Annotated in this window: 20 protein-coding genes; 10 read left to right on the plus strand and 10 right to left on the minus strand. The window is 70.2% G+C overall.

Annotated features, from left to right (window positions below; translation table 11 throughout):
* Nucleotides 1-44: 44 nt before the first annotated feature.
* Both H566_RS0116750 and H566_RS0116755 read right to left on the minus strand, forming a co-directional pair.
* The gene (locus H566_RS0116750) at nt 45-2,390 is read right to left on the minus strand and encodes a TonB-dependent receptor (protein WP_028312333.1); all 2,346 of its coding nucleotides are present in this window, start codon (nt 2,388-2,390) and stop codon (nt 45-47) included.
* 257 nt (nt 2,391-2,647) lie between these two features.
* On the minus strand, nt 2,648-3,052 hold the full coding sequence (locus tag H566_RS0116755) for an acyl-CoA thioesterase (protein ID WP_028312334.1): 405 nt from the start codon (nt 3,050-3,052) through the stop codon (nt 2,648-2,650).
* A gap of 236 nt (nt 3,053-3,288) precedes the next feature.
* On the opposite strand from H566_RS0116755, the gene H566_RS25915 reads away from it, so the two are divergent.
* Complete coding sequence (locus H566_RS25915; RefSeq protein WP_156924479.1) at nt 3,289-5,133, plus strand: ABCB family ABC transporter ATP-binding protein/permease; 1,845 nt, start codon at nt 3,289-3,291, stop codon at nt 5,131-5,133.
* 73 nt (nt 5,134-5,206) lie between these two features.
* On the opposite strand, the gene H566_RS0116765 is transcribed toward H566_RS25915, so the two are convergent.
* Both H566_RS0116765 and H566_RS0116770 read right to left on the minus strand, forming a co-directional pair.
* Complete coding sequence (locus H566_RS0116765; protein WP_028312335.1) at nt 5,207-5,803, minus strand: glutathione S-transferase family protein; 597 nt, start codon at nt 5,801-5,803, stop codon at nt 5,207-5,209.
* Nucleotides 5,800-6,339 (minus strand): VOC family protein, encoded by a 540-nt coding sequence (locus H566_RS0116770; protein WP_084545220.1) that lies wholly within the window; start codon nt 6,337-6,339, stop codon nt 5,800-5,802. The genes H566_RS0116765 and H566_RS0116770 overlap by 4 nt, the downstream gene beginning before the upstream one ends.
* A gap of 81 nt (nt 6,340-6,420) precedes the next feature.
* On the opposite strand from H566_RS0116770, the gene H566_RS0116775 reads away from it, so the two are divergent.
* Complete coding sequence (locus H566_RS0116775; RefSeq protein WP_028312337.1) at nt 6,421-7,278, plus strand: LysR family transcriptional regulator; 858 nt, start codon at nt 6,421-6,423, stop codon at nt 7,276-7,278.
* Between the two features lie 67 nt (nt 7,279-7,345).
* On the opposite strand, the gene H566_RS0116780 is transcribed toward H566_RS0116775, so the two are convergent.
* Together H566_RS0116780 and H566_RS0116785 are read right to left on the minus strand one after the other, a co-directional pair.
* Entirely contained in the window at nt 7,346-7,771 is a 426-nt protein-coding gene (locus H566_RS0116780) for a PIN domain-containing protein (RefSeq protein WP_028312338.1), read from the minus strand.
* Nucleotides 7,771-8,022 (minus strand): type II toxin-antitoxin system Phd/YefM family antitoxin, encoded by a 252-nt coding sequence (locus H566_RS0116785; protein WP_028312339.1) that lies wholly within the window; start codon nt 8,020-8,022, stop codon nt 7,771-7,773. Before H566_RS0116785 ends, H566_RS0116780 begins: the two co-directional genes overlap by 1 nt.
* Nucleotides 8,023-8,310: 288 nt before the next feature.
* Here H566_RS0116785 and H566_RS0116790 point away from each other — a divergent pair, with 288 nt between their 5' ends.
* A complete protein-coding gene (locus tag H566_RS0116790) occupies nt 8,311-9,378 on the plus strand; it encodes an asparaginase (protein ID WP_028312340.1) in 1,068 nt (355 codons plus the stop codon).
* Nucleotides 9,379-9,497: 119 nt separating this feature from the next.
* Here H566_RS0116790 and H566_RS25920 read toward each other — a convergent pair whose 3' ends face one another.
* From H566_RS25920 to H566_RS29170, 3 genes are all read right to left on the minus strand, one after another.
* Complete coding sequence (locus tag H566_RS25920) at nt 9,498-10,766, minus strand: MFS transporter (protein ID WP_051378902.1); 1,269 nt, start codon at nt 10,764-10,766, stop codon at nt 9,498-9,500.
* Nucleotides 10,767-10,839: 73 nt separating this feature from the next.
* Nucleotides 10,840-11,352, minus strand: coding sequence for a glycine zipper family protein (locus H566_RS0116800; RefSeq protein WP_034412066.1), 513 nt, complete (start codon nt 11,350-11,352; stop codon nt 10,840-10,842).
* Nucleotides 11,349-11,642 carry a hypothetical protein gene (locus tag H566_RS29170; protein WP_156924480.1) on the minus strand — a complete coding sequence of 98 codons (294 nt, stop codon included), beginning with the start codon at nt 11,640-11,642 and terminating at the stop codon, nt 11,349-11,351. The genes H566_RS0116800 and H566_RS29170 overlap by 4 nt, the downstream gene beginning before the upstream one ends.
* A 270-nt stretch (nt 11,643-11,912) precedes the next feature.
* On the opposite strand from H566_RS29170, the gene H566_RS0116805 reads away from it, so the two are divergent.
* From H566_RS0116805 to H566_RS29500, 5 genes are all read left to right on the plus strand, one after another.
* Complete coding sequence (locus H566_RS0116805) at nt 11,913-12,836, plus strand: amino acid ABC transporter substrate-binding protein (RefSeq protein ID WP_028312342.1); 924 nt, start codon at nt 11,913-11,915, stop codon at nt 12,834-12,836.
* A gap of 125 nt (nt 12,837-12,961) precedes the next feature.
* A complete protein-coding gene (locus H566_RS0116810) occupies nt 12,962-13,678 on the plus strand; it encodes an amino acid ABC transporter permease (protein WP_028312343.1) in 717 nt (238 codons plus the stop codon).
* A 1-nt stretch (nt 13,679) separates the two neighbouring features.
* On the plus strand, nt 13,680-14,348 hold the full coding sequence (locus H566_RS0116815; protein ID WP_028312344.1) for an amino acid ABC transporter permease: 669 nt from the start codon (nt 13,680-13,682) through the stop codon (nt 14,346-14,348).
* Between the two features lie 40 nt (nt 14,349-14,388).
* The gene (locus tag H566_RS0116820; protein ID WP_028312345.1) at nt 14,389-15,123 is read left to right on the plus strand and encodes an amino acid ABC transporter ATP-binding protein; all 735 of its coding nucleotides are present in this window, start codon (nt 14,389-14,391) and stop codon (nt 15,121-15,123) included.
* 31 nt (nt 15,124-15,154) lie between these two features.
* The gene (locus tag H566_RS29500; RefSeq protein ID WP_169732548.1) at nt 15,155-15,325 is read left to right on the plus strand and encodes a hypothetical protein; all 171 of its coding nucleotides are present in this window, start codon (nt 15,155-15,157) and stop codon (nt 15,323-15,325) included.
* A gap of 67 nt (nt 15,326-15,392) precedes the next feature.
* Here the strand turns inward: H566_RS29500 and H566_RS0116830 are convergent, their stop codons facing one another.
* A complete protein-coding gene (locus tag H566_RS0116830) occupies nt 15,393-15,932 on the minus strand; it encodes a hypothetical protein (RefSeq protein WP_028312346.1) in 540 nt (179 codons plus the stop codon).
* Between the two features lie 276 nt (nt 15,933-16,208).
* Here H566_RS0116830 and H566_RS0116835 point away from each other — a divergent pair, with 276 nt between their 5' ends.
* Together H566_RS0116835 and H566_RS0116840 are read left to right on the plus strand one after the other, a co-directional pair.
* Nucleotides 16,209-17,558: a carbohydrate porin gene (locus H566_RS0116835; RefSeq protein WP_156924481.1), complete on the plus strand. Its 1,350-nt coding sequence runs from the start codon at nt 16,209-16,211 to the stop codon at nt 17,556-17,558.
* A gap of 126 nt (nt 17,559-17,684) precedes the next feature.
* Nucleotides 17,685-17,921, plus strand: a complete 237-nt coding sequence (locus tag H566_RS0116840; protein WP_028312348.1) for an FmdB family zinc ribbon protein — start codon at nt 17,685-17,687, stop codon at nt 17,919-17,921.
* The last annotated feature ends 78 nt before the right edge of the window (nt 17,922-17,999 follow it).

Here is a 17,999-nt window from a genome sequence, read left to right on the forward strand (position 1 = left end):
CCCGCGCCGGGCGGCGAGGCCCGGCACGAAGCGATGTTCGGGGCTTACAGCTCGTAGCTGAGCGTCACGCGCACGGCGCGCGCATCGCCCTTGTACACATAGGAGCCCGAGCGGTAGGCGGCGAGATAGAAGTCCTTGTTGAACGCGTTGAGCACGTTCACGCGGATGTCCATGTTCTTGTTCACGCGATAGCTGCCGAAGAAATCGACCACGTGATACGCCGGCACCAGCCAGCTGCACTCGCCGGTGGCGAGCACATAGCCGGCGGCGGTGTCGGGCTGGCCCGCGCAGCGCGCGCTCTCGTAGCGCACCGTGCTGCCGGCCGAGAAGTCGGGCACGAAGCGGTACTTGAGCTGGGCGAAGGCCGACTTGTCGGCGAAGTTGCTGAGCGGACGGCCGACATTGGTGGCGGTCGCCGATTCGAGCACCTTCGATTTCATCCAGACGCCGCCGACGCTCGCGGTCAGGTCGTCGGTGACGTTGCCGACCACGTTGAACTCGACGCCCTTCACGCGGTTCTTGCCGCTGTTGAAGCTGCCGACGGTGGCGTAGCCGTTGCCTTCCATCACGTCGCGCTTGGTGGTCTCGAACACGGCGGCGGTGGCCAGCAGCTTGTCGTCGAGCAGGTTCCACTTGGTGCCCAGCTCGTAGTTGAGCGACTTCTCGGGCTTGGCCCCGGCGACCGAGCCGTTGCTGATGATCACGCCGCCGTAGCCGCTGTTGGTGCCGGCATCGGCTTCGCCGCCGTTGATGTCGGCCGCGCTCGCCACGCTGGCGTACACGATGCCCTTGGGCGTGAGCTTGTAGGTCAGGCCGCCGTGGGCGTTGACCAGGGTGTCGGAGTACTTGTAGCTGCCGTTGTTCGTGCCCGAGTTGAGCACGTCGAGCGACCAGCGGAAATGGTCGAGACGCAGGCCGCCGAAGGCGGTCCAGCGGTCGGTGAGGTCCACCGTGTCCATCACCGACGCGGCCAGGGTGCGGATGTGCCAGGCGTTGGTCTGCGCGCCCTTGGTGATGGTGCGACCCATGAGGGTGTTGAGCCCGTTCACCGTGTTGCCCGACGGGTCGTAGATGCAATAGCCGCCGCTGGTCGCGCCCGTGGTGGCGTTGCGCAGCGTGCAGTTGGTGGCGCCGGTGTAGCCGAGGCTGTAGTTGCCCTTGTCCACCTTGTGATCGGTGTATTCGACGCTGCCGATCAGCTCGTGCTTCATGCCGGCGAGCACGGTGTCGTGGCGCAGGTTGGTCTGGTGGGCGAAGTACTTCACCTCCTGCCAGCCCTGGTGGTTGTCGAGCTGCACCGGGGTGTAGGTGCTGCCGTCCGAGGCCACGGCCGTGCCGCGATACACCGCGCCGGTGGTCACGTAGCCGTTGCTGGTCTCGCCGTAGCGCGTGCTGCTGGTGAGGTGGGTGTCGGGCGCGATGTCCCACTTCACGCGCGCGGTGAGCGTGTCCACGTCCGACTTGATGAAGTCCTGGGCCTGGGTATAGACGGGCGTGTTGGCGGCCGGGCGGCTGCGCGTGCCGGCGCCGACCATGTAGCTGCCGAGATCGGGCTTGTCCTTGGCGCGCAGGCCGTAGTAGTCGAGCGTGACCGACAGGTCGCGGCTGATCTCGTACAGGCCCGACAGCGCCAGGCCCTTGCGGCTGCGGTTCGCGGGCGAGCGGTCGGGCACGTCCTCCTCGCCCCAGAGCGCGTTGACGCGCACCGCGATGTCGTCGGTGACGACGCGGTTCGAGTCCACGGTGATGCGCATGTAGTCGTCGCTGCCGAAGCCGGTGTTGATGCGCGTGAAGTCGTAGTCGAGCGTGGCCTGCTTGGTGATCGCGTTGATCGCGCCGCCTGCCGTGCCCCGGCCCGCGAAGCTGGAATTCGGGCCCTTCGAGATTTCGAGCTGCTCGATCGCGAAGCTTTCGCGCGTGGTCATGCCCGGATCGCGCAGACCATCGACGAACACGTCGGAGCGCGCTTCCTGGCCCCGGATGATGTAGCGGTCGCCGAAGGCATTGCCGTTCTCGCCGGTGCCGAGGGTGATGCCGGGCACGCTGTCGAGGATGCTCGTCATCTGTGTCTGGCCCGAATCGTCGAGCGCGTCGCGCGTGATGACGGTGATGACCTGGGGCGTCTCGGCCAGCGGACGGGTGTGGCGCACGTCGCCCGAGGTCTTGGCCTTGTAGGGCACGCCGACTTCGGCGTTCGGGTTCGGATCGATCTTCTTGCCCTCGACCTTGATCGCCGGCATCACCGATTCGCCGCTCTGGGCCTGGGCCGCGAGCGGCACGAGCATCGCGGCCGTGAGACCGAGGGCAACCCCGCCGAACGTGGCGTTGGCGGGCTGGCTGCGCATGCGCAGGCTGGCGGGCTTGTGGAGGGAGGGTTTGCGCCGGGACATGGTCTTTTCCGTGAGGACATCGGGTTGCGATGTAACAACCCTAGCTAATGTTGATAGTAATGAGAATGGTTCGTATTAAAAATTCAACGCATTATTTCCGAAGGGTTGCGGAAAGGGTCTGGAAGGTGGTTTGAAAGGTCGTCGCGACGGCTCGGACGGGCTCGACCGCAGCGCGGCGGCGCGGCAATGCGCGGCTGGCGCCGACGCGATGCCGGCCGGAGCGCGTCAGGCGCGCGGCCGAGGCCGCGGGCTTCGGCTCAGGCCTCGGCCGGCAGCTCGCGCGACTTGCCGTCGCTGCCCACGGCCACGTAGGTGAGCGTGGCGTCGGTCACCTGCACGAGTTCGGCCGCGCCCCAGCGACGCTGCGACCAGACCTCGACCTCGACGGTGATGGACGTGCGCCCCGTCTTGACGATGCGCGCGAAGAAGCTGACCAGATCGCCGATGTTGACCGGCGCCTTGAACGCGAAGGCATTGACCGCCACCGTCGCCACCCGGCCGCCCGCGCGCAGCACCGCCGGCACGCTGCCGGCCAGATCGACCTGCGACATGATCCAGCCGCCGAACACGTCGCCCGACGGATTGGCGTCGGCCGGCATCGGGATGAGGCGCAGGACCGGCATGACGCCGGGTAGGTGGGGCGGATTGAGCGGCTGGTTCATGGTGCTGGGCTGGCGCGTGGGTTCCGGGTGGATGCCGCGCCGCCGCGAGGGCCGGACGCGGGCGCCGATGATGGCATGCGACCCCGTACGGTCGGGCACGGAAACACCGCCACCGCGCCGACCCGCGCGCACGGGCGGCGTTCCGCCGCGCGTGATGGCGCGGGGCGCGCGGCGGGATAATCGCCGGCTTCCCCCTGCCAGCCTTCAGCCAGCGAAAGCCACATCCCATGCGCGGCATGCGTCGTCCCACGGCCGGACCGGCCCCCCAGATCGTTCGCCAGAAATCCGACTGGCAGGTGCTGCGCACGCTGCTGCCCTATCTGTTCGAGCACAAGGCGCGTGTCGCGCTGGCCCTGCTCATGCTCGCGGCGGCCAAGGGCGCCAACGTGGGCGTGCCGCTCGTGATGAAGGCCATCGTCGACCGGCTCGCGCCGGGCGCGGTGGCGCAGCAGTCGGCTGCGACGGTGGCCATCGTCGTGCCGGCGGCGCTGCTCGTCGGCTATGGCCTGCTGCGGCTCGCGACCACGCTGTTCACCGAGCTGCGCGAGTTCGTGTTCGCGCGGGTGACGCAGGGCGCGGTGCGCAAGGCGGCGATCGAGGTGTTCCGGCATCTGCATGCGCTGTCGCTGCGCTTCCATCTGGAGCGGCAGACCGGCGGCGTGACGCGCGACATCGAGCGCGGCACGCGCGGCATCCAGAGCCTCGTGAGCTACACGCTCTACTCGATCCTGCCGACGCTGATCGAGTTCGGGCTGATCATCGGCATCCTGGTCGCGCGCTACGACCCGTGGTTCGCGGGCATCACCGTGGTGGCGCTGGTGCTCTACATCGGCTGGACCATCAGCGTGACCGAATGGCGCACCGGCCTGCGCCGCACGATGAACGAGCTGGACTCGTCGGCCAGCACCAAGGCGATCGACTCGCTGCTCAACTACGAGACGGTCAAGTACTTCGGCAACGAGGACTGGGAGGCGCGCCGCTACGACGAGAGCATGGCCGCCTGGCAGCGCGCGGCGATCCGCTCGCAGACCTCGCTGTCGCTGCTCAACACCGGGCAGAGCGCGATCATCGCGATGGCGGTGACGGCCATCATGTGGCGCGCGACCTTGGGCGTGGTGGACGGCCGCATGACGCTCGGCGACCTCGTGCTGGTCAACGCCTTCATGATCCAGCTGTACGTGCCGCTCAACTTCCTGGGCGTGATCTACCGCGAGATCAAGCAGAGCATCGCCGACATGGACCGGCTGTTCGGCCTGCTGGAGCAGCACCGCGAGGTGGCCGACCGGCCGGGCGCGCAAACGCTTGCAATCCGCAGCCGCGCGCCCGAGGTGCGCTTCGAGCAGGTGGACTTCGGCTACGACAAGACGGCCGACGGCGCGCACAAGCGGCAGATCCTGTTCGGCGTGGGCTTCACGATCGCGCCGGGCGCCAAGCTGGCGGTGGTGGGGCACAGCGGCTCGGGCAAGAGCACGCTCGCGCGGCTGCTGTTCCGCTTCTACGACGTGGACGGCGGGCGCATCACCATCGACGGCCAGGACATCCGCGACGTGACCCAGCAGAGCCTGCGCGCGGCCATCGGCATCGTTCCGCAGGACACGGTGCTGTTCAACGACAGCATCGAATACAACATCGCCTACGGCCGGCCCGGCGCGAGTCATGACGAGATCGTCGCGGCGGCGCGGGCGGCGCACATCCACGACTTCATCGCCGGCCTGCCCGACGGCTACGCGACGGTGGTGGGCGAGCGCGGACTGAAGCTGTCGGGCGGCGAGAAGCAGCGTGTGGCCATCGCCCGCACCATCCTCAAGAACCCGGCGATCCTCGTGTTCGACGAGGCGACGTCGGCGCTCGACACGCGCAGCGAGCAGGCGATCCAGCGCGAGCTGAAAGCGATTGCAAGCGACCGCACGACGCTGGTCATCGCGCACCGGCTGTCGACGGTGGTGGATGCCGACGAGATCCTCGTGCTCGACAAGGGCCGCGTGGTGGAGCGCGGCGGCCATGCGGCGCTGCTCGCGCTCGGCGGGCTGTATGCGCAGATGTGGGCCTTGCAGGGCGCGGAGCGGGCGGTGGCGGCCTGAGCGGTACCGCGCCGCCGGCGTGGCCCGCGCGGCGGCTCGGCGGCGATGGCGAACAGGCCCGCCGCCGTGCCCGTCACTCGATGCCCGGCATCCCCACGAACCCCGGCAGCGCCTTGATCCGCCCGATCCACGCGCGCACGTTCGGCCACGGCTCCAGGCTGACGCCGCCCTCGGGCGCGAGCGCCACGTAGGGGAAGACGGCGATGTCGGCAATCGTCGGCCGGCCGAGTTCGAGCCAGTCGCGCGTGGCCAGATGCGCGTCGAGGATGGCCAGCAACTGGGCGCTCACGCGCAGCGCATGCGCCTTGTCGAGCGCATAGCCGAACTTGTCGATCAGCCGCGCATCCGCCGGCCCGTGCTGCACGTTGTTGGCTGCCGTTGAAAGCCATTGCATGACGCGCGCGAGCGGCTCGGCGGCGGTCGGCAGCCAGGCGTCGCCGCCGTGCTTGCGCGCGAGGTACACGAGGATGGCCTGCGAATCGCGCAGCACCACATCGCCATCCACCAGCACCGGAATCTCGCCGAAGGGGTTCATGCCGATGAGCGGCTCGCTCTTGTGCTCGCCGCCGAGAAAGTCCACCGGGACGATCTCGACGGGCGCGCCGGTCAGCGCGGCAAACAGGCGCACCTTGTGGCAGTTGCCGGACAGGCTCAGGTCGTAAAGCTTCATGCGTCGTCTCCTCCGATGAGTTGGTTGAATTCGAGGACGTTGCCGTCCGGGTCGCGCACGAACAGCGCGATTCGCCTCGGGCCGATCGGATGCGGCCCTTCGGTGATCGGGATGGCGTGCCGCGCGAGCAGCGTCTGCAGCGCGCCGAGGTCGGGCACGACGAAGGCCGGATGCGTCATGCCCGGCAGCTTGACCGGCTCGTCGAGCAGCACGTTGCGCCGCCCGGGCCGGCGCGCGCCGTTGAAGATCAGGTTGATGCGCACGCCGTCGGCCGTCTCCAGCTCGGCGGCCTCGTGGCGGGGCAGGTCGAGCACGAGCCGGAAGCCGAGCCGCGCGTAGAAGGCGAGCGCCTCGTCGCGGTCGGACACGCGGATGCCGACGTGGTCCCAGCCGGTGATGCGGGCGGCGGGAGCGCGGATGCCGGGCTGCCGCGCGGCATCGGCCCCGGCCGCGTCAAGCGGCGCGGCGGCCGCGAGTGGCGCATTGGTGGGTGTAAGCGGCGTGGCGGCCGGCGGCGACGGGCGGGCTGAGTTCATGCACCGCAGCTTATTCACGCCGCCCGCCGCCGATAATCCCCGCCATCCGCACTGGATTGATTCACCAAACGGAGCAATCGCATGGACCGCCTCGCCGCGATGGAAACCTTCGTGCGCATCGTCGATGCCGGCTCGCTGTCGGAGGCGGCGCGCCAGACCGGCCGGTCGCTGGCGAGCGTGGTGCGCGCGCTCGCGGCGCTGGAGGCGCATCTCGGCAGCCGGCTGCTCCAGCGCAGCACGCGCCGCCTGAGCCTGACCGAGGAGGGCGCCGACTATCTCGAACGCGCGCGCCAGGTGCTGCAGCTGGTGGGCGAGGCCGAGTCGAGCGCGCGCAAGGGTCAGACCGAGCCGAGCGGTCGGCTGATGGTGAGCGCGCCCCGCATGTTCGGCCGGCTGCATGTGGCGCCGGCGCTGTTCGAGCTGCTCGCGCGCGAGCCGGCGCTGTCGGCGACGCTGCTGCTCGACGACCGGCAGATCGACCTCATCGCCGAGGGCGTGGATGCGGCGGTGCGCATCGGCGAGCTGGCCGATTCATCGCTGCGCGCGGTGCGCATCGGCCAGACCCGCTGCGTCTGGTGCGCCAGCCCCGACTACCTCGCGCGCCACGGCGAGCCGGCCACGCGCGCCGACCTCGCCGGCCATGCGCTGCTCGAAGGCGTGCGCGACGGCCGCCTGCCCGGCTCGGAACACGGGCGCTTCGCCTGCAACGGGCTGGAGGCGCTGATCGAGGCGGCGCTGCGCGGTCACGGCATCGTGCGGGTGTTCAGCTATCAGGCGATGCCGCATCTGCGCGACGGCAGCCTGCGCGAGGTGCTGGCGGGGCAGGCCGGCGGGCCGAAGCCGATCCATGTGGTGTACCCGCGTGCGCGGCTGCTGTCGGCGCGGGTGCGGGCCTTCCGCGACCATCTGGCGGGGCAGGGCGGGCGCTTCGAGTTCTGAGGCGGCGCGGGTGGCGGCTTGCGGCCGGGCGCGCCGCGAGGCCGGCGCGGGCGCGGCCGGCTCCGCGTCAATGCGTGGCCTGCCAGGGGTCGAGCAGGCGGGCGCCGGTGGCGGCGTAGTTGCCGGTCTTGCCGGTCACGACCGTCATGTTGTGGACGATGGCGGTGGCGGCGAGCAGCGCGTCGCGCTCGGCGTCGGGCGTGGCCATCGGCATGCGCGCATGGCACTGCGCGACCGCCGTGTCGATCGGCAGGATGCGGTCGGCGAAGGCCGGCAGCACCTGCTGGTGCAGCCAGGCGGCGAGCAGCGCGGCGCGGCGGCGGTCGCTGCGTTCCATGAGCGCGATGCTGCGCTCGATCTCGAACACGCTCAGCGCCGACAGGTAGAGCCGCCCGGTCGCCACTTCGGCGGCCCAGGCCGTCACATGCGGATCGGCGCTGCCGTCGCCGGCCTTGCGCAGTTCGCACACCACGTCGGTATCGAGCAGGAACATCAGCCGCGCTCCGCGAGACAGGCGGCGCCCGCGCGCACCGGCTCGAAATGCGCATGCTCGGGGCAGGGCATGGCGAGCAGATCGACGATGCTGGCGCGCTTGCCGACCAGGCGTTCGTAGTCGGTGATGCTGAGCAGCACATGGGCCGGGCGACCGCGGTCGGTGATGAATACTGGACCGTTCAGCGCGGCCTTCTTGGCCTTGCTGGTGTCCTGGTTGAACTCGCGGCTGGAGAAGGTGGTGATGGACATCGCGGGGCTTCCGGCGTTCGGTTGGATTCGGACGGGGGGCCGCGCATGTTGGCCGGACCGTCCATCGACCGACAAGCGGTATTGCAATCAAGGCGTCATGCCTGCCTCGCGCGAAAGGGCGATGCGAGCACCCGCTGGAACGGACGCGGGGCCGATGCCGGTCTTCATCCCGGCTGCCGGTGGCAAGGTCGCCGGCCGACGGCATGCGGCGCGGGCGGCAGCGCGGCGCGCGGGGCGGGACGCGGCCGGGCGGCTAGGCTTGGCGTTTTTCCCGCCTCCCGCCACGTCATGAATCCGTCCTCGCCACGCCGCCGCATCGCCATCGTCTCGACGGGCGGCACCATCGCCGGCCTCAGTTCCAGGCCCGGCACGCGCACCGACTACCGCGCCGGACTGCTGCAAGCCGACGACCTGATCGCCTCGGTGCGCGGCCTCGCGGGGCTCGCCGACATCGAGGCCGAGTCGCTGGCCGGCATCGACAGCAAGGACATGCATGCCGGCCTCTGGATCGCGCTCAGCCACAAGGTGATGTCGTTGCTCGGGCGCAACGACATCGACGGCGTGGTCGTGACCCATGGCACGGACACGATGGAGGAGACGGCCTGGTGGCTCGCGCTCACCGTGGCGTCGGACAAGCCGGTGGTGCTCACCGGCGCGATGCTGCCGGCCGACGCGCTGTCGGCCGACGGCCCGCTCAACCTGTACGAGGCGGTGGCCGTCGCGGCCAGCCCGGCGGCGCGCGGGCGTGGCGTGCTGTTGAGCTTCGCGGGCCGCGTGCATGCGGCGGCGCGGGTGCGCAAGGCCAGCGCGAGCGCGCTCGACGCCTTCGATTCCGGCGAGGCCGGCGTGGAAGGCTGGGTGCGCGGCGCGACGGTGGAGTTCGCCCGGGGCGCCGGCCCGGCGCACGCGGGCGATGAAACGGTCGCGGCGCAGGCGGCGGACGGCGCGACGGCCGCGCCGGCGGCTGCCGCTTCGGTGTCCGGCGCCGCGCCGCGCTGGCCTGTCGCCGGCTACGACGTCTCGGCGCTGACGGCGGCGGCGCTGCCGCGCGTCGCCATCCTCGCGAGCCATGCGGGCGTGGAAGCGGCCTTCGTCGAGGCGCTGGTGGCGACCGGCATCGAGGGGCTGGTGATCGCCGGCACGGGCAATGGCAGCGTGCACGGCGCGATCGAGGAGGCGCTGGTCGGCCCGGTCGCCGACGGTCTGCGCGTGATGCTCGCGAGCCGCATCGGCGGCGCGGCCGTGCTGCGCGACCGCCTGCCGCCGGGCTGGACTTCGGCGGGCGCGCTCGGGCCGTACAAGGCGCGCATCAGCCTGATGCTGGAGCTGTCGGGCGCGGCGCGGCGGAGGGGCTGAGGCCGGGCACCGCCGCCCTGGCGGAGCGTCGCGGGCGCGGCCGCCCGGGCCGCACGCTTGCGCGGGCTGCCCGGAGGCAGAAGACGGCCGATGGCCCGTCTCGCCTTTGCGAATGCGGTTCAGCCTGCCTTCGCCGCCCGCTTCGCCATCGCGTGCAGCAGCAGCGCGCAGGCCAGGCAGGGCAGCAGCTGGGCCGCGACGAAGCCCGTCACGCCGGCCCAGCCCGCATGCATCCAGAACCAGCCGCCGGTCGAGCCCATGACGCTCGCGCCGAGGTAGTAGGCCAGCAGGTAGAGCGCCGACGCATGCCCCTTGTTGCCGCGCGCGAGCCGCCCGACCCAGCCACTTGCAAGCGCATGCACGGCAAAGAAGCCGAAGGTGAGCACGCCGATGCCCGCGACGAAACCCGCCAGCGGCACGAGCAGCGTCAGCCCCGCGCCGGCCAGCGTGATGAGTACCGCGCCGATCATCACCGGCCCGCGCCCGAGCCGGTCGGCCAGCCAGCCCGCCGCCGACGACGCGACCGTGCCCGTCAGGTAGAGCAGGAAGATCAGCCCGATGTGCGCCTGGTTGAGCGAGTAGGGCGGCGCCATGAGCCGGAAACCCGCGTAGTTGTAGACCGCCATGAACGAGCCCATCACCAGCAGCCCGATCGCGTACAGCGGCGCCAGCCCCGGCGTCGCCAGATGCGCGCCCCAGGCCTTGAGGTGGAAGCCCGGCCCCGTCGGCGGCCGTGGCCGGAAATTGCGCGACGCCGGCAGCAGCGCCACGAAGCCCGCCGCCGCCAGCAGGCCGAGCAGCCCCGTCAGCCCGAGCGCCGCGCGCCAGCCCCAGGCCTCGGCGGCGAGACCGGTGATGACGCGCCCGGTCATCCCGCCGATCGAGGTGCCGCTCACGTAAAGCCCCATCGCGAAGCCGAGACCGCGCGGATGGATCTCCTCGGCCAGATACGCCATCGCCACCGCCGGCACCCCGCCCAGCACGATGCCCACCGCCATGCGCGCCGCGAGCAGGCCGTGCCAGCCGGGCGCCAGCGCCGCCACCAGCGTGAGCGCCGCCGCGCCGAACATCGACACCGTCATCGTCCGCTTGCGGCTCCAGCGCTCGGAAAACGCGCCGACGAGCAGGATCGCCCAGGCCAGCGCGCCGGTGGACATCGACAGCGCCAGCGACGCCACCGCCGGGCTCACCGCGAAGCTGTCGGCGAAGGCCGGCAGCAGCGGCTGCACGCAGTGCAGCAGCGAGAAGGTGGAATAGCCCGCCAGAAAGAGCGCGGCGACGATGTGGCGGTAGGCCGCGCTGCCGGGTTCGGTCCAGTGCGCGGCGTCGGTGGCGGGTGGCGTGGCGCCGGCGGCCGGCGCGGAGGCGGTTGCTGTGGGGGAAGTCATCGGCCGGATTGTCCGCTCCGGCCCGGGCCGCCGAAAGCGCCGGATGCGCGTTGGCGCGAGGGGCCGGTGCGTCTCACCAGCGCGGCGGCGGTCCCGGCACGATCACCACCGGCGGGCGGTCGTAGTAGTAGCGGTAGTAGTGCGTGACCGTCGCGGCAGGTGCCGGCGTGGCCGGCACCTGGTTGCCCTTGGCGTACATGCATTGCAGATAGGCCGTGTCGTAGCGGCGCTGAGCCTCGCTGCCGGCGTAGCGGGCGCTGTCGGAGCCGACGGCCGCGGCCGTCACCATGCCCACCGCCGCGCCCACGCCGGCCGCCTCGCCGCTGCCGCCCGCGAGCGCGCCGGCCGCCGCGCCGAGCACCGTGCCCGCGGCCGCGCTCGTGGCGAGGCTGGCATTGGCGCTGTCGGCCACCTGGCCGCCGCCGATCGCGCGCTGGCCCCAGGCGCGGCATTGCTCGTCCTCGGCCATGAAGACCTCGAAGGGCTTGTTGGCCGCCGGCATGACCATGACGCTCGGGCCGGTCGGCAGCTGGGCGCAGGCGCCGAGCAGCGCCAGCGCGGCGAGAGGGAGCAGGGCGCGCTTCATCGTGTGACTCCGTTGCTGCTGCCGCGCCGGCCCGGTCTGCGTTCCTGCGCCGCCGCCGCGCCACCCGTCGCCGCGAGTGTCAGTGCGATGACCGATGCCGTCGCCACGCGCCACGCGCGCGCCGCCTTGTCGCAAACCATGTCCGTTCTCCGCGATGCCGACCCTGCGTGGCCGTGGCCGAAGTTCAGCGCCGGCGCGCTGCCGCTTTCTTGCGCTGCGACGCGGGATTGCCAGCGGGTGTAACCGTCACCCTCGGCACGGCGCGGCGCGGACGCTGCAAAGGTGTGCATCGCGGTGCGCCGCAGCATCGCGGGCGGAGCCGGCGGGCGCCGCGTGACGCGCGCGGGCCACGCCGACAGGCTGCGCGCGCACCGCCGCGAGGCGGCATGTGGCTTGCAAGTGGCTTTCGCGATACGCGCCGCAGAAGCGTCCGCCGCCCGGCGCAGCCCCGGGTGCCGGCGCCGAAGTGGCGTGCCATGATCGGTTCGCGTCCTGGCGCTCGACCGCGCAGCGCGGTCGCGTCGCGGCGCCCCGTCTTTCACTCGTCATTCGGAGTCGTCATGACCAAGAAAGTGTTGCTGGCCGCCCTCCTCGCCGTCGGCGCGGCCCTGGCCGCCCACGGCGCCAGCGCCCAGGAACTCACCGGCACGCTCAAGAAGATCAAGGACACCGGCAAGGTGACCATGGGTGTGCGCGATTCCTCGGGCGTGCTGTCGTACACCCTCGGCAACGGGCAGTACGCCGGCTTCCACGTCAACCTGTGCCAGAACCTCCTGGCCGACCTGCAGAAGCAGCTCAAGCTGCCCAAGCTGAACATCGAATACATGTCGGTCACGTCGTCCAACCGCATTCCGCTGGTCGAGAACGGCACCGTCGATCTCGAATGCGGCTCGACCACCAACAACGTCGCGCGCCAGAAGCAGGTCGCCTTCGGCCTCACCACCTACGTGACCGAGGTGCGCATGGCGGTGCGGGCCGGCCAGCGCTTGTACTCGGTGGCCCAGCTCGACGGCAAGACGGTGGCCACCACCACCGGCACCACCTCCGTGCAGACGCTGCGCAAGAGCGAGCGCGGCCAGAACATCAAGTTCAACGAGGTGTACGGCAAGGACCACGCCGAAAGCTTCCTGCTGCTGGAGTCGGGCCGCGCCGACGCCTTCGTGATGGACGACTACATCCTCGCCGGCAACATCGCCAATTCGAAGGACCCGAAGCAGTTCGACATCGTGGGCGAGCCGCTGTCGGTCGAGCCGATCGCGATCATGTTCCGCAAGGACGATCCGGCCTTCAAGACGGCGGTGGACGACTACATCCGCAAGACCATGAAGAGCGGCGAGTTCGAGAAGCTCTACAACAAGTGGTTCATGTCGCCGATCCCGCCCAAGAACAACAACCCGGGCGTGCCGATGAGCCAGCGCCTCAAGGACGCGATCGCCAATCCGAACGACAAGCCGATGGAGGACTACGCGGCGAAGAAGTCGTGACGCGCTGAAGCACCGGCGGGCCTGCGTCGCTTTCGTGGCGCGGGCCCGTTTTCATGCCGCGCGCGGCGTCGCTGCCTGGCACCGGCGCCGCGTCGCTTTCCCAACCTCAACGCAACGGAGGCCGCATGGCCCTGCAATGGGACTTCTTCACCGAGGACATCGGCGACGGCACGACCTATCTCGACTGGATGCTGTCGGCCTGGGGCTGGACGGCGGCGGTCGCCGGGCTGTCGCTGCTGCTCGCGCTCGTGGTGGGCGCCGTCGTCGGCACGCTGCGCACGCTGCCGTCGAAACCGGCGCAGATCGTCGGCACGGTCTGGACCGAGCTGTTCCGCAACATCCCGCTGCTGGTGCAGATCTTCGTCTGGTACCACGTGGTGCCGGCGCTGATCCCGCCGATGAAGGCGGTGCCGGGCTTCGTGCTGGTGGTGTTCGGGCTCGGCTTCTTCACGTCGGCGCGCATCTCTGAGCAGGTGCGCTCGGGCATCCAGGCGCTGCCGCGCGGCCAGCGCATGGCGGGCATGGCGCTGGGCCTGACGACGGCCCAGACCTATCGCCACATCATCCTGCCGATGGCCTTCCGCATCATCCTGCCGCCGCTCACGAGCGAGTCGATGGGCATCGTCAAGAACTCGGCGGCGGCCTTCGCGGTGAGCATTTCCGAACTCACGATGTTCTCGATGCAGGCGACCGAAGAAACCTCGCGCCCGATCGAGGTCTATCTGGCCGTGACCGGGCTGTACGTGGTGACGGCGGCGGTCATCTACGTGGTCATGAGCTTCATCGAGAAGCGCGTGCGCGTGCCGGGCTTCGTCGGTCCCGCGATGGGCGGAGGCCACTGACATGCTCAATCTCGACTGGGATTTCTTCAGCTGGCAGCTCGTCACCGACTACCTGCTGAAAGGGCTTGCATTCAGCCTCCAGCTCACGGTGGTGGCGATGCTGGGCGGCATCTTCTTCGGCACGCTGCTGGCGCTGATGCGGCTGTCGGGCCGCAAGTGGCTCGAATGGCCGGCCACGTTCTACGTCAACGCGATGCGGGCGATCCCGCTCGTGATGGTGATCCTGTGGTTCTTCCTGCTGATGCCCTATCTGCTCGGCCGGCCGATCGGCGCCGAGGCGTCGGCGGTGATCACCTTCATCGCCTTCGAGGCCGCCTACTACGCCGAGATCATGCGCGCCGGCATCCAGAGCATTCCGCGCGGGCAGATCTTCGCGGGCCAGGCGCTGGGCCTGACCTATGCGCAGAACATGCGGCTCGTGATCCTGCCGCAGGCCTTCCGCAACATGCTGCCGGTGCTGCTCACGCAGACGATCATCCTGTTCCAGGACACCTCGCTGGTGTACGCGATCGGCGCCTACGACCTGTTCAAGGGCTTCAACGTCGCGGGCCGCAACTTCGGCCGGCCGATCGAGAGCACGCTGCTCGCGGTGGTCGTGTACTTCCTGATCAGCTTCAGCCTGTCGACGCTCGTCAAGCGGCTCCAGGCGCGCATTGCCATCATCCGCTGAGCCGCGCGCTCCAACTCCCAAAGGTGCATTCACGATGCCGATGATCGAACTCAAGGGCGTGTCGAAGTGGTACGGCAGCTTCCAGGTGCTGACCGACTGCACGACGAGCGTCGAAAAGAAGGACGTGGTGGTGGTGTGCGGGCCGAGCGGCTCGGGCAAGTCCACGCTCATCAAGACCGTCAACGGGCTGGAGCCTTTCCAGAAGGGCGACATCGTCGTCAACGGCACGAGCCTCACGGCGCCCGGCACCGACCTGCCCAGGCTGCGCAGCAAGGTGGGCATGGTGTTCCAGCACTTCGAACTGTTTCCGCACCTGAGCATCACCGAGAACCTGACGCTCGCGCAGATCAAGGTGCTCGGCCGCAGCAAGGACGAGGCGAACGAGAAGGGCCTGAAGCTGCTCGACCGCGTGGGCCTCAAGGCGCATGCGAACAAGTTTCCGGGCCAGCTGTCGGGCGGTCAGCAGCAGCGCGTGGCGATCGCGCGGGCGCTGGCGATGGACCCGATCGTGATGCTGTTCGACGAGCCGACCTCGGCGCTCGACCCCGAGATGGTCAACGAGGTGCTCGACGTGATGGTCCAGCTCGCGCAGGAGGGCATGACGATGATGGTCGTCACCCACGAGATGGGCTTCGCGCGCAAGGTCGCCAACCGCGTGATCTTCATGGACGCGGGCAAGGTGGTGGAGGACGTGAGCAAGGACGCCTTCTTCGGCCAGCCCGAGGCGCGCTGCGAGCGGGCACGACAATTTCTTTCGAAGATCCTCAGCCACTGAGGCGCGACAACTTCGACAAGAAAGGCCCGAGATGAACGTCAGGCAGATGATCGAACTGCTCCAGGCATTCCCGCCCGACGCGGTGGTGATGTTCGAGGGCGAGACCGGCTATGACGCGATCTCGGGCATCACGCTGCAACCGGGCGTGCAGGCCGGCATGCCGGACGAGGTGATCCTGCATCCGGACATGACGCCGGATTGAGCGGCGGCTGCCCGGGCGCGCTGCGGTTGCCCGGCCGCGGGTCGCGTGACCGACACGCGGGCCGCCTTCAGAACGTCCGCACCGCCTCGCGCGGATGGCCGTGGCGATGCAGGCTCAGGTTGGCCGCGGCCGCCTGATGCTCGTCCACCGGGTGCCCCACCACGGCCCAGCGCCCGCTGCCCACCGCCTTGCGCGCCGCCGAGATGAGCGGCGTGTGGTCGGGTCGCATGCTCACCGCGCCGCCCGCGATCAGCCCGAAGATCATCCCGAAGCCGCCGATCGCCAGCGCCGCCAGCCAGGGCGACGACGCGACTGCCGGCTGACCTGCCGACAGCAGTCCCCAGTACAGCAGCAGACCGAGCCCGAGACCGATCGCGCCGCAGGTGGCATGCGCGCGCAGCACCGTGTGCCAGATGCCGTCGTCCTCGGGTTCGACCTCGGCGCCGAAATCCGGCTCGCCCGGCCGCAGGATGCGCACCTGCCAAGCTTCCATGCCGCTTTCGCGGCGCATGGCGTCGGCGGCGATGCGGGCTTCTTCGGGGTTGTCGTACACGGCGGCGACCTTGGTGACCGAGCGTTCGCCGAAGAACAGGGCACGAAGTTTCATGGCGACTCCTTTATGCGAGTGGGCATGGGCGCACGGCATGACGAAGTGGCGCGCCGGGACCGCCGCCGACGGCATCGGCACCGGGGCCGGGCATGACGGCGAGTCTTGCGGCGAGCATCGGCCGACGCCGCCGCGCGCGGTGTCGGGCCGGCGCGCACGCGGCTGTAGGAAGCGGCCGTTGGTCAGCGTCCGTAACCGCGCGCGGGATTGAAGTCCGGATGACATGAGTCCGTGGCAGCCTGCGCGGCTTTTTGAATCGCTCAGGCAGGAGAAGTCATGCGCGGCAGGCAATGGGGATGGAGCGGAATCGCGCTGGCGCTGGCCTGCGCGTTCATGCCGGCGGCGCGTGCGGCGCAATGGGAGGCGGGTGATCTGGGCGAGGTCGCGCTCAACGGTCAGGCAACGCTGGTCGGCCAGGCCAAGGAGCGCCTGCGCTCGCCTTATGCCAGCCCGGTAAGCCTGGAGCCGGAGTACGAGCGCAGCTATTCGCTGTCGGCCACGGCCTTCATGGGCTGGCGGCCGGCGCGCGATACCGAGCTGTTCTTCAACCCCGAGATGGTCCAGGGCCTGCCGCTGTCGCACCTCACGGGACTGGGCGGCCTCACCAACGGCGAGATGCAGAAGGTGGGCGGCACCAGCCCGACCTTCTACCGGGCGCGGCTGTTCGCGCGCCAGACCTTCGGCCTAGGCGGCGGCGAGGAGCAGGTCGAGGCCGACGCCAACCAGTTCGCGCGCACGGTGGACCGGCACCGCGTGGTGATCACGCTCGGCAATTTCGCGGTGAATGACGTGTTCGACGACAACGGCGTCGCCCACGATCCGCGCACGCAATTCCTGAACTGGAGCTTCCTCACCTACGGCGCCTGGGATTTTCCGGCCGACGCGCGCGGCTATACCGGCGGTGCCGCGGCCGAACTCGTCTGGGACGACTGGACGCTGCGCGCCGGCCGCTTCCGGCTGCCGAAGGAAGCCAACGGGCTGCGTCTTCAGAACAATCTGGGCGCCGACGTCGGCGATGCGCTGGAGCTGGAACGGCGCCACGAGGTCGGCGGCCGGCCCGGCGCGCTGCGGCTGCTGGCCTTCCGCAACCGCACGTCGATGGGCAGCTTCCAGGACGCACTCGACGCCTGGGCGGCGGCCGGCGGCGCGGCCTCCGGCACCGTGCCCGAGGTGACGGCGGTGCGCCGGCGCCAGGACAAGCGCGGGCTCGGCCTGACCGTCGAGCAGGAACTGGCCGACGACGTGAGCGGTCTCGTGCGCGCCGCTCGCAGCGACGGAGGCTCGGAAGTGTTCGCCTTCGCCGAGATTGACGCCTCGCTCGCGGCGGCGTTGCGCGTGGGCGGCTCGTACTGGGGGCGCGGCGAGGACGAGATCGGGCTGGGGCTGGCGCAGAACGGGCTGTCGTCGGCGCATGTGGCCTATCTGCGCGCGGGCGGGCTGGGCTATTTCGTGGGCGACGGCGCGATCGACTACGCGCCCGAGCGCATCGCCGAGGCCTACTACAGCCTCGGCCTGCCGGGCGGTCTGAGCCTGACCTTCGACTATCAGCGCATCGTGAATCCGGCCTACAACCGGGCGCGCGGGCCGGTGGATGTGGCGGCGCTGCGCTTGCACGCGCAGTGGTGAGACGGTCGGGAGAGCGGCGGCATTCTTCTTGCAAAACGGCCTGCGAACCCCGGGCTTGTCGCAAACCCGACAAGCCTCGCAAGCACGCAGAGCGGCCCCGGCCGCGACAGATCACCGAGGAATCCCATGCCGATCTACGAATACCGCTGCACGACCTGCGAAGAAGAGTTCGAGGTGCTGGTGCGCTCGTCCACCGTCGTGTCCTGCCCCAAGTGCGGCGCGCAGGAAGTCGAACGTCTCGTGTCGCGCATCGCGCCGCACGGCAAGATCCCCGAGATGCGCCGCAAGATGCGCGCGATGGCCTCGGCCGAAGGCGACACGAGCAACTTCAGCAAGAAGGAACTCAGCACCTTCAAGAGCTGAGCGGGCAGGGCGGCAGGCAGCTCGCGCTGCCGCGTCGCCCGCCGCCGGCGGCAGACAGCGCCGCGTTTCCCGCGAGGG

Origin of the sequence: Derxia gummosa DSM 723 (genome assembly GCF_000482785.1) — a bacterium.
Lineage (GTDB): Bacteria > Pseudomonadota > Gammaproteobacteria > Burkholderiales > Burkholderiaceae_E > Derxia > Derxia gummosa.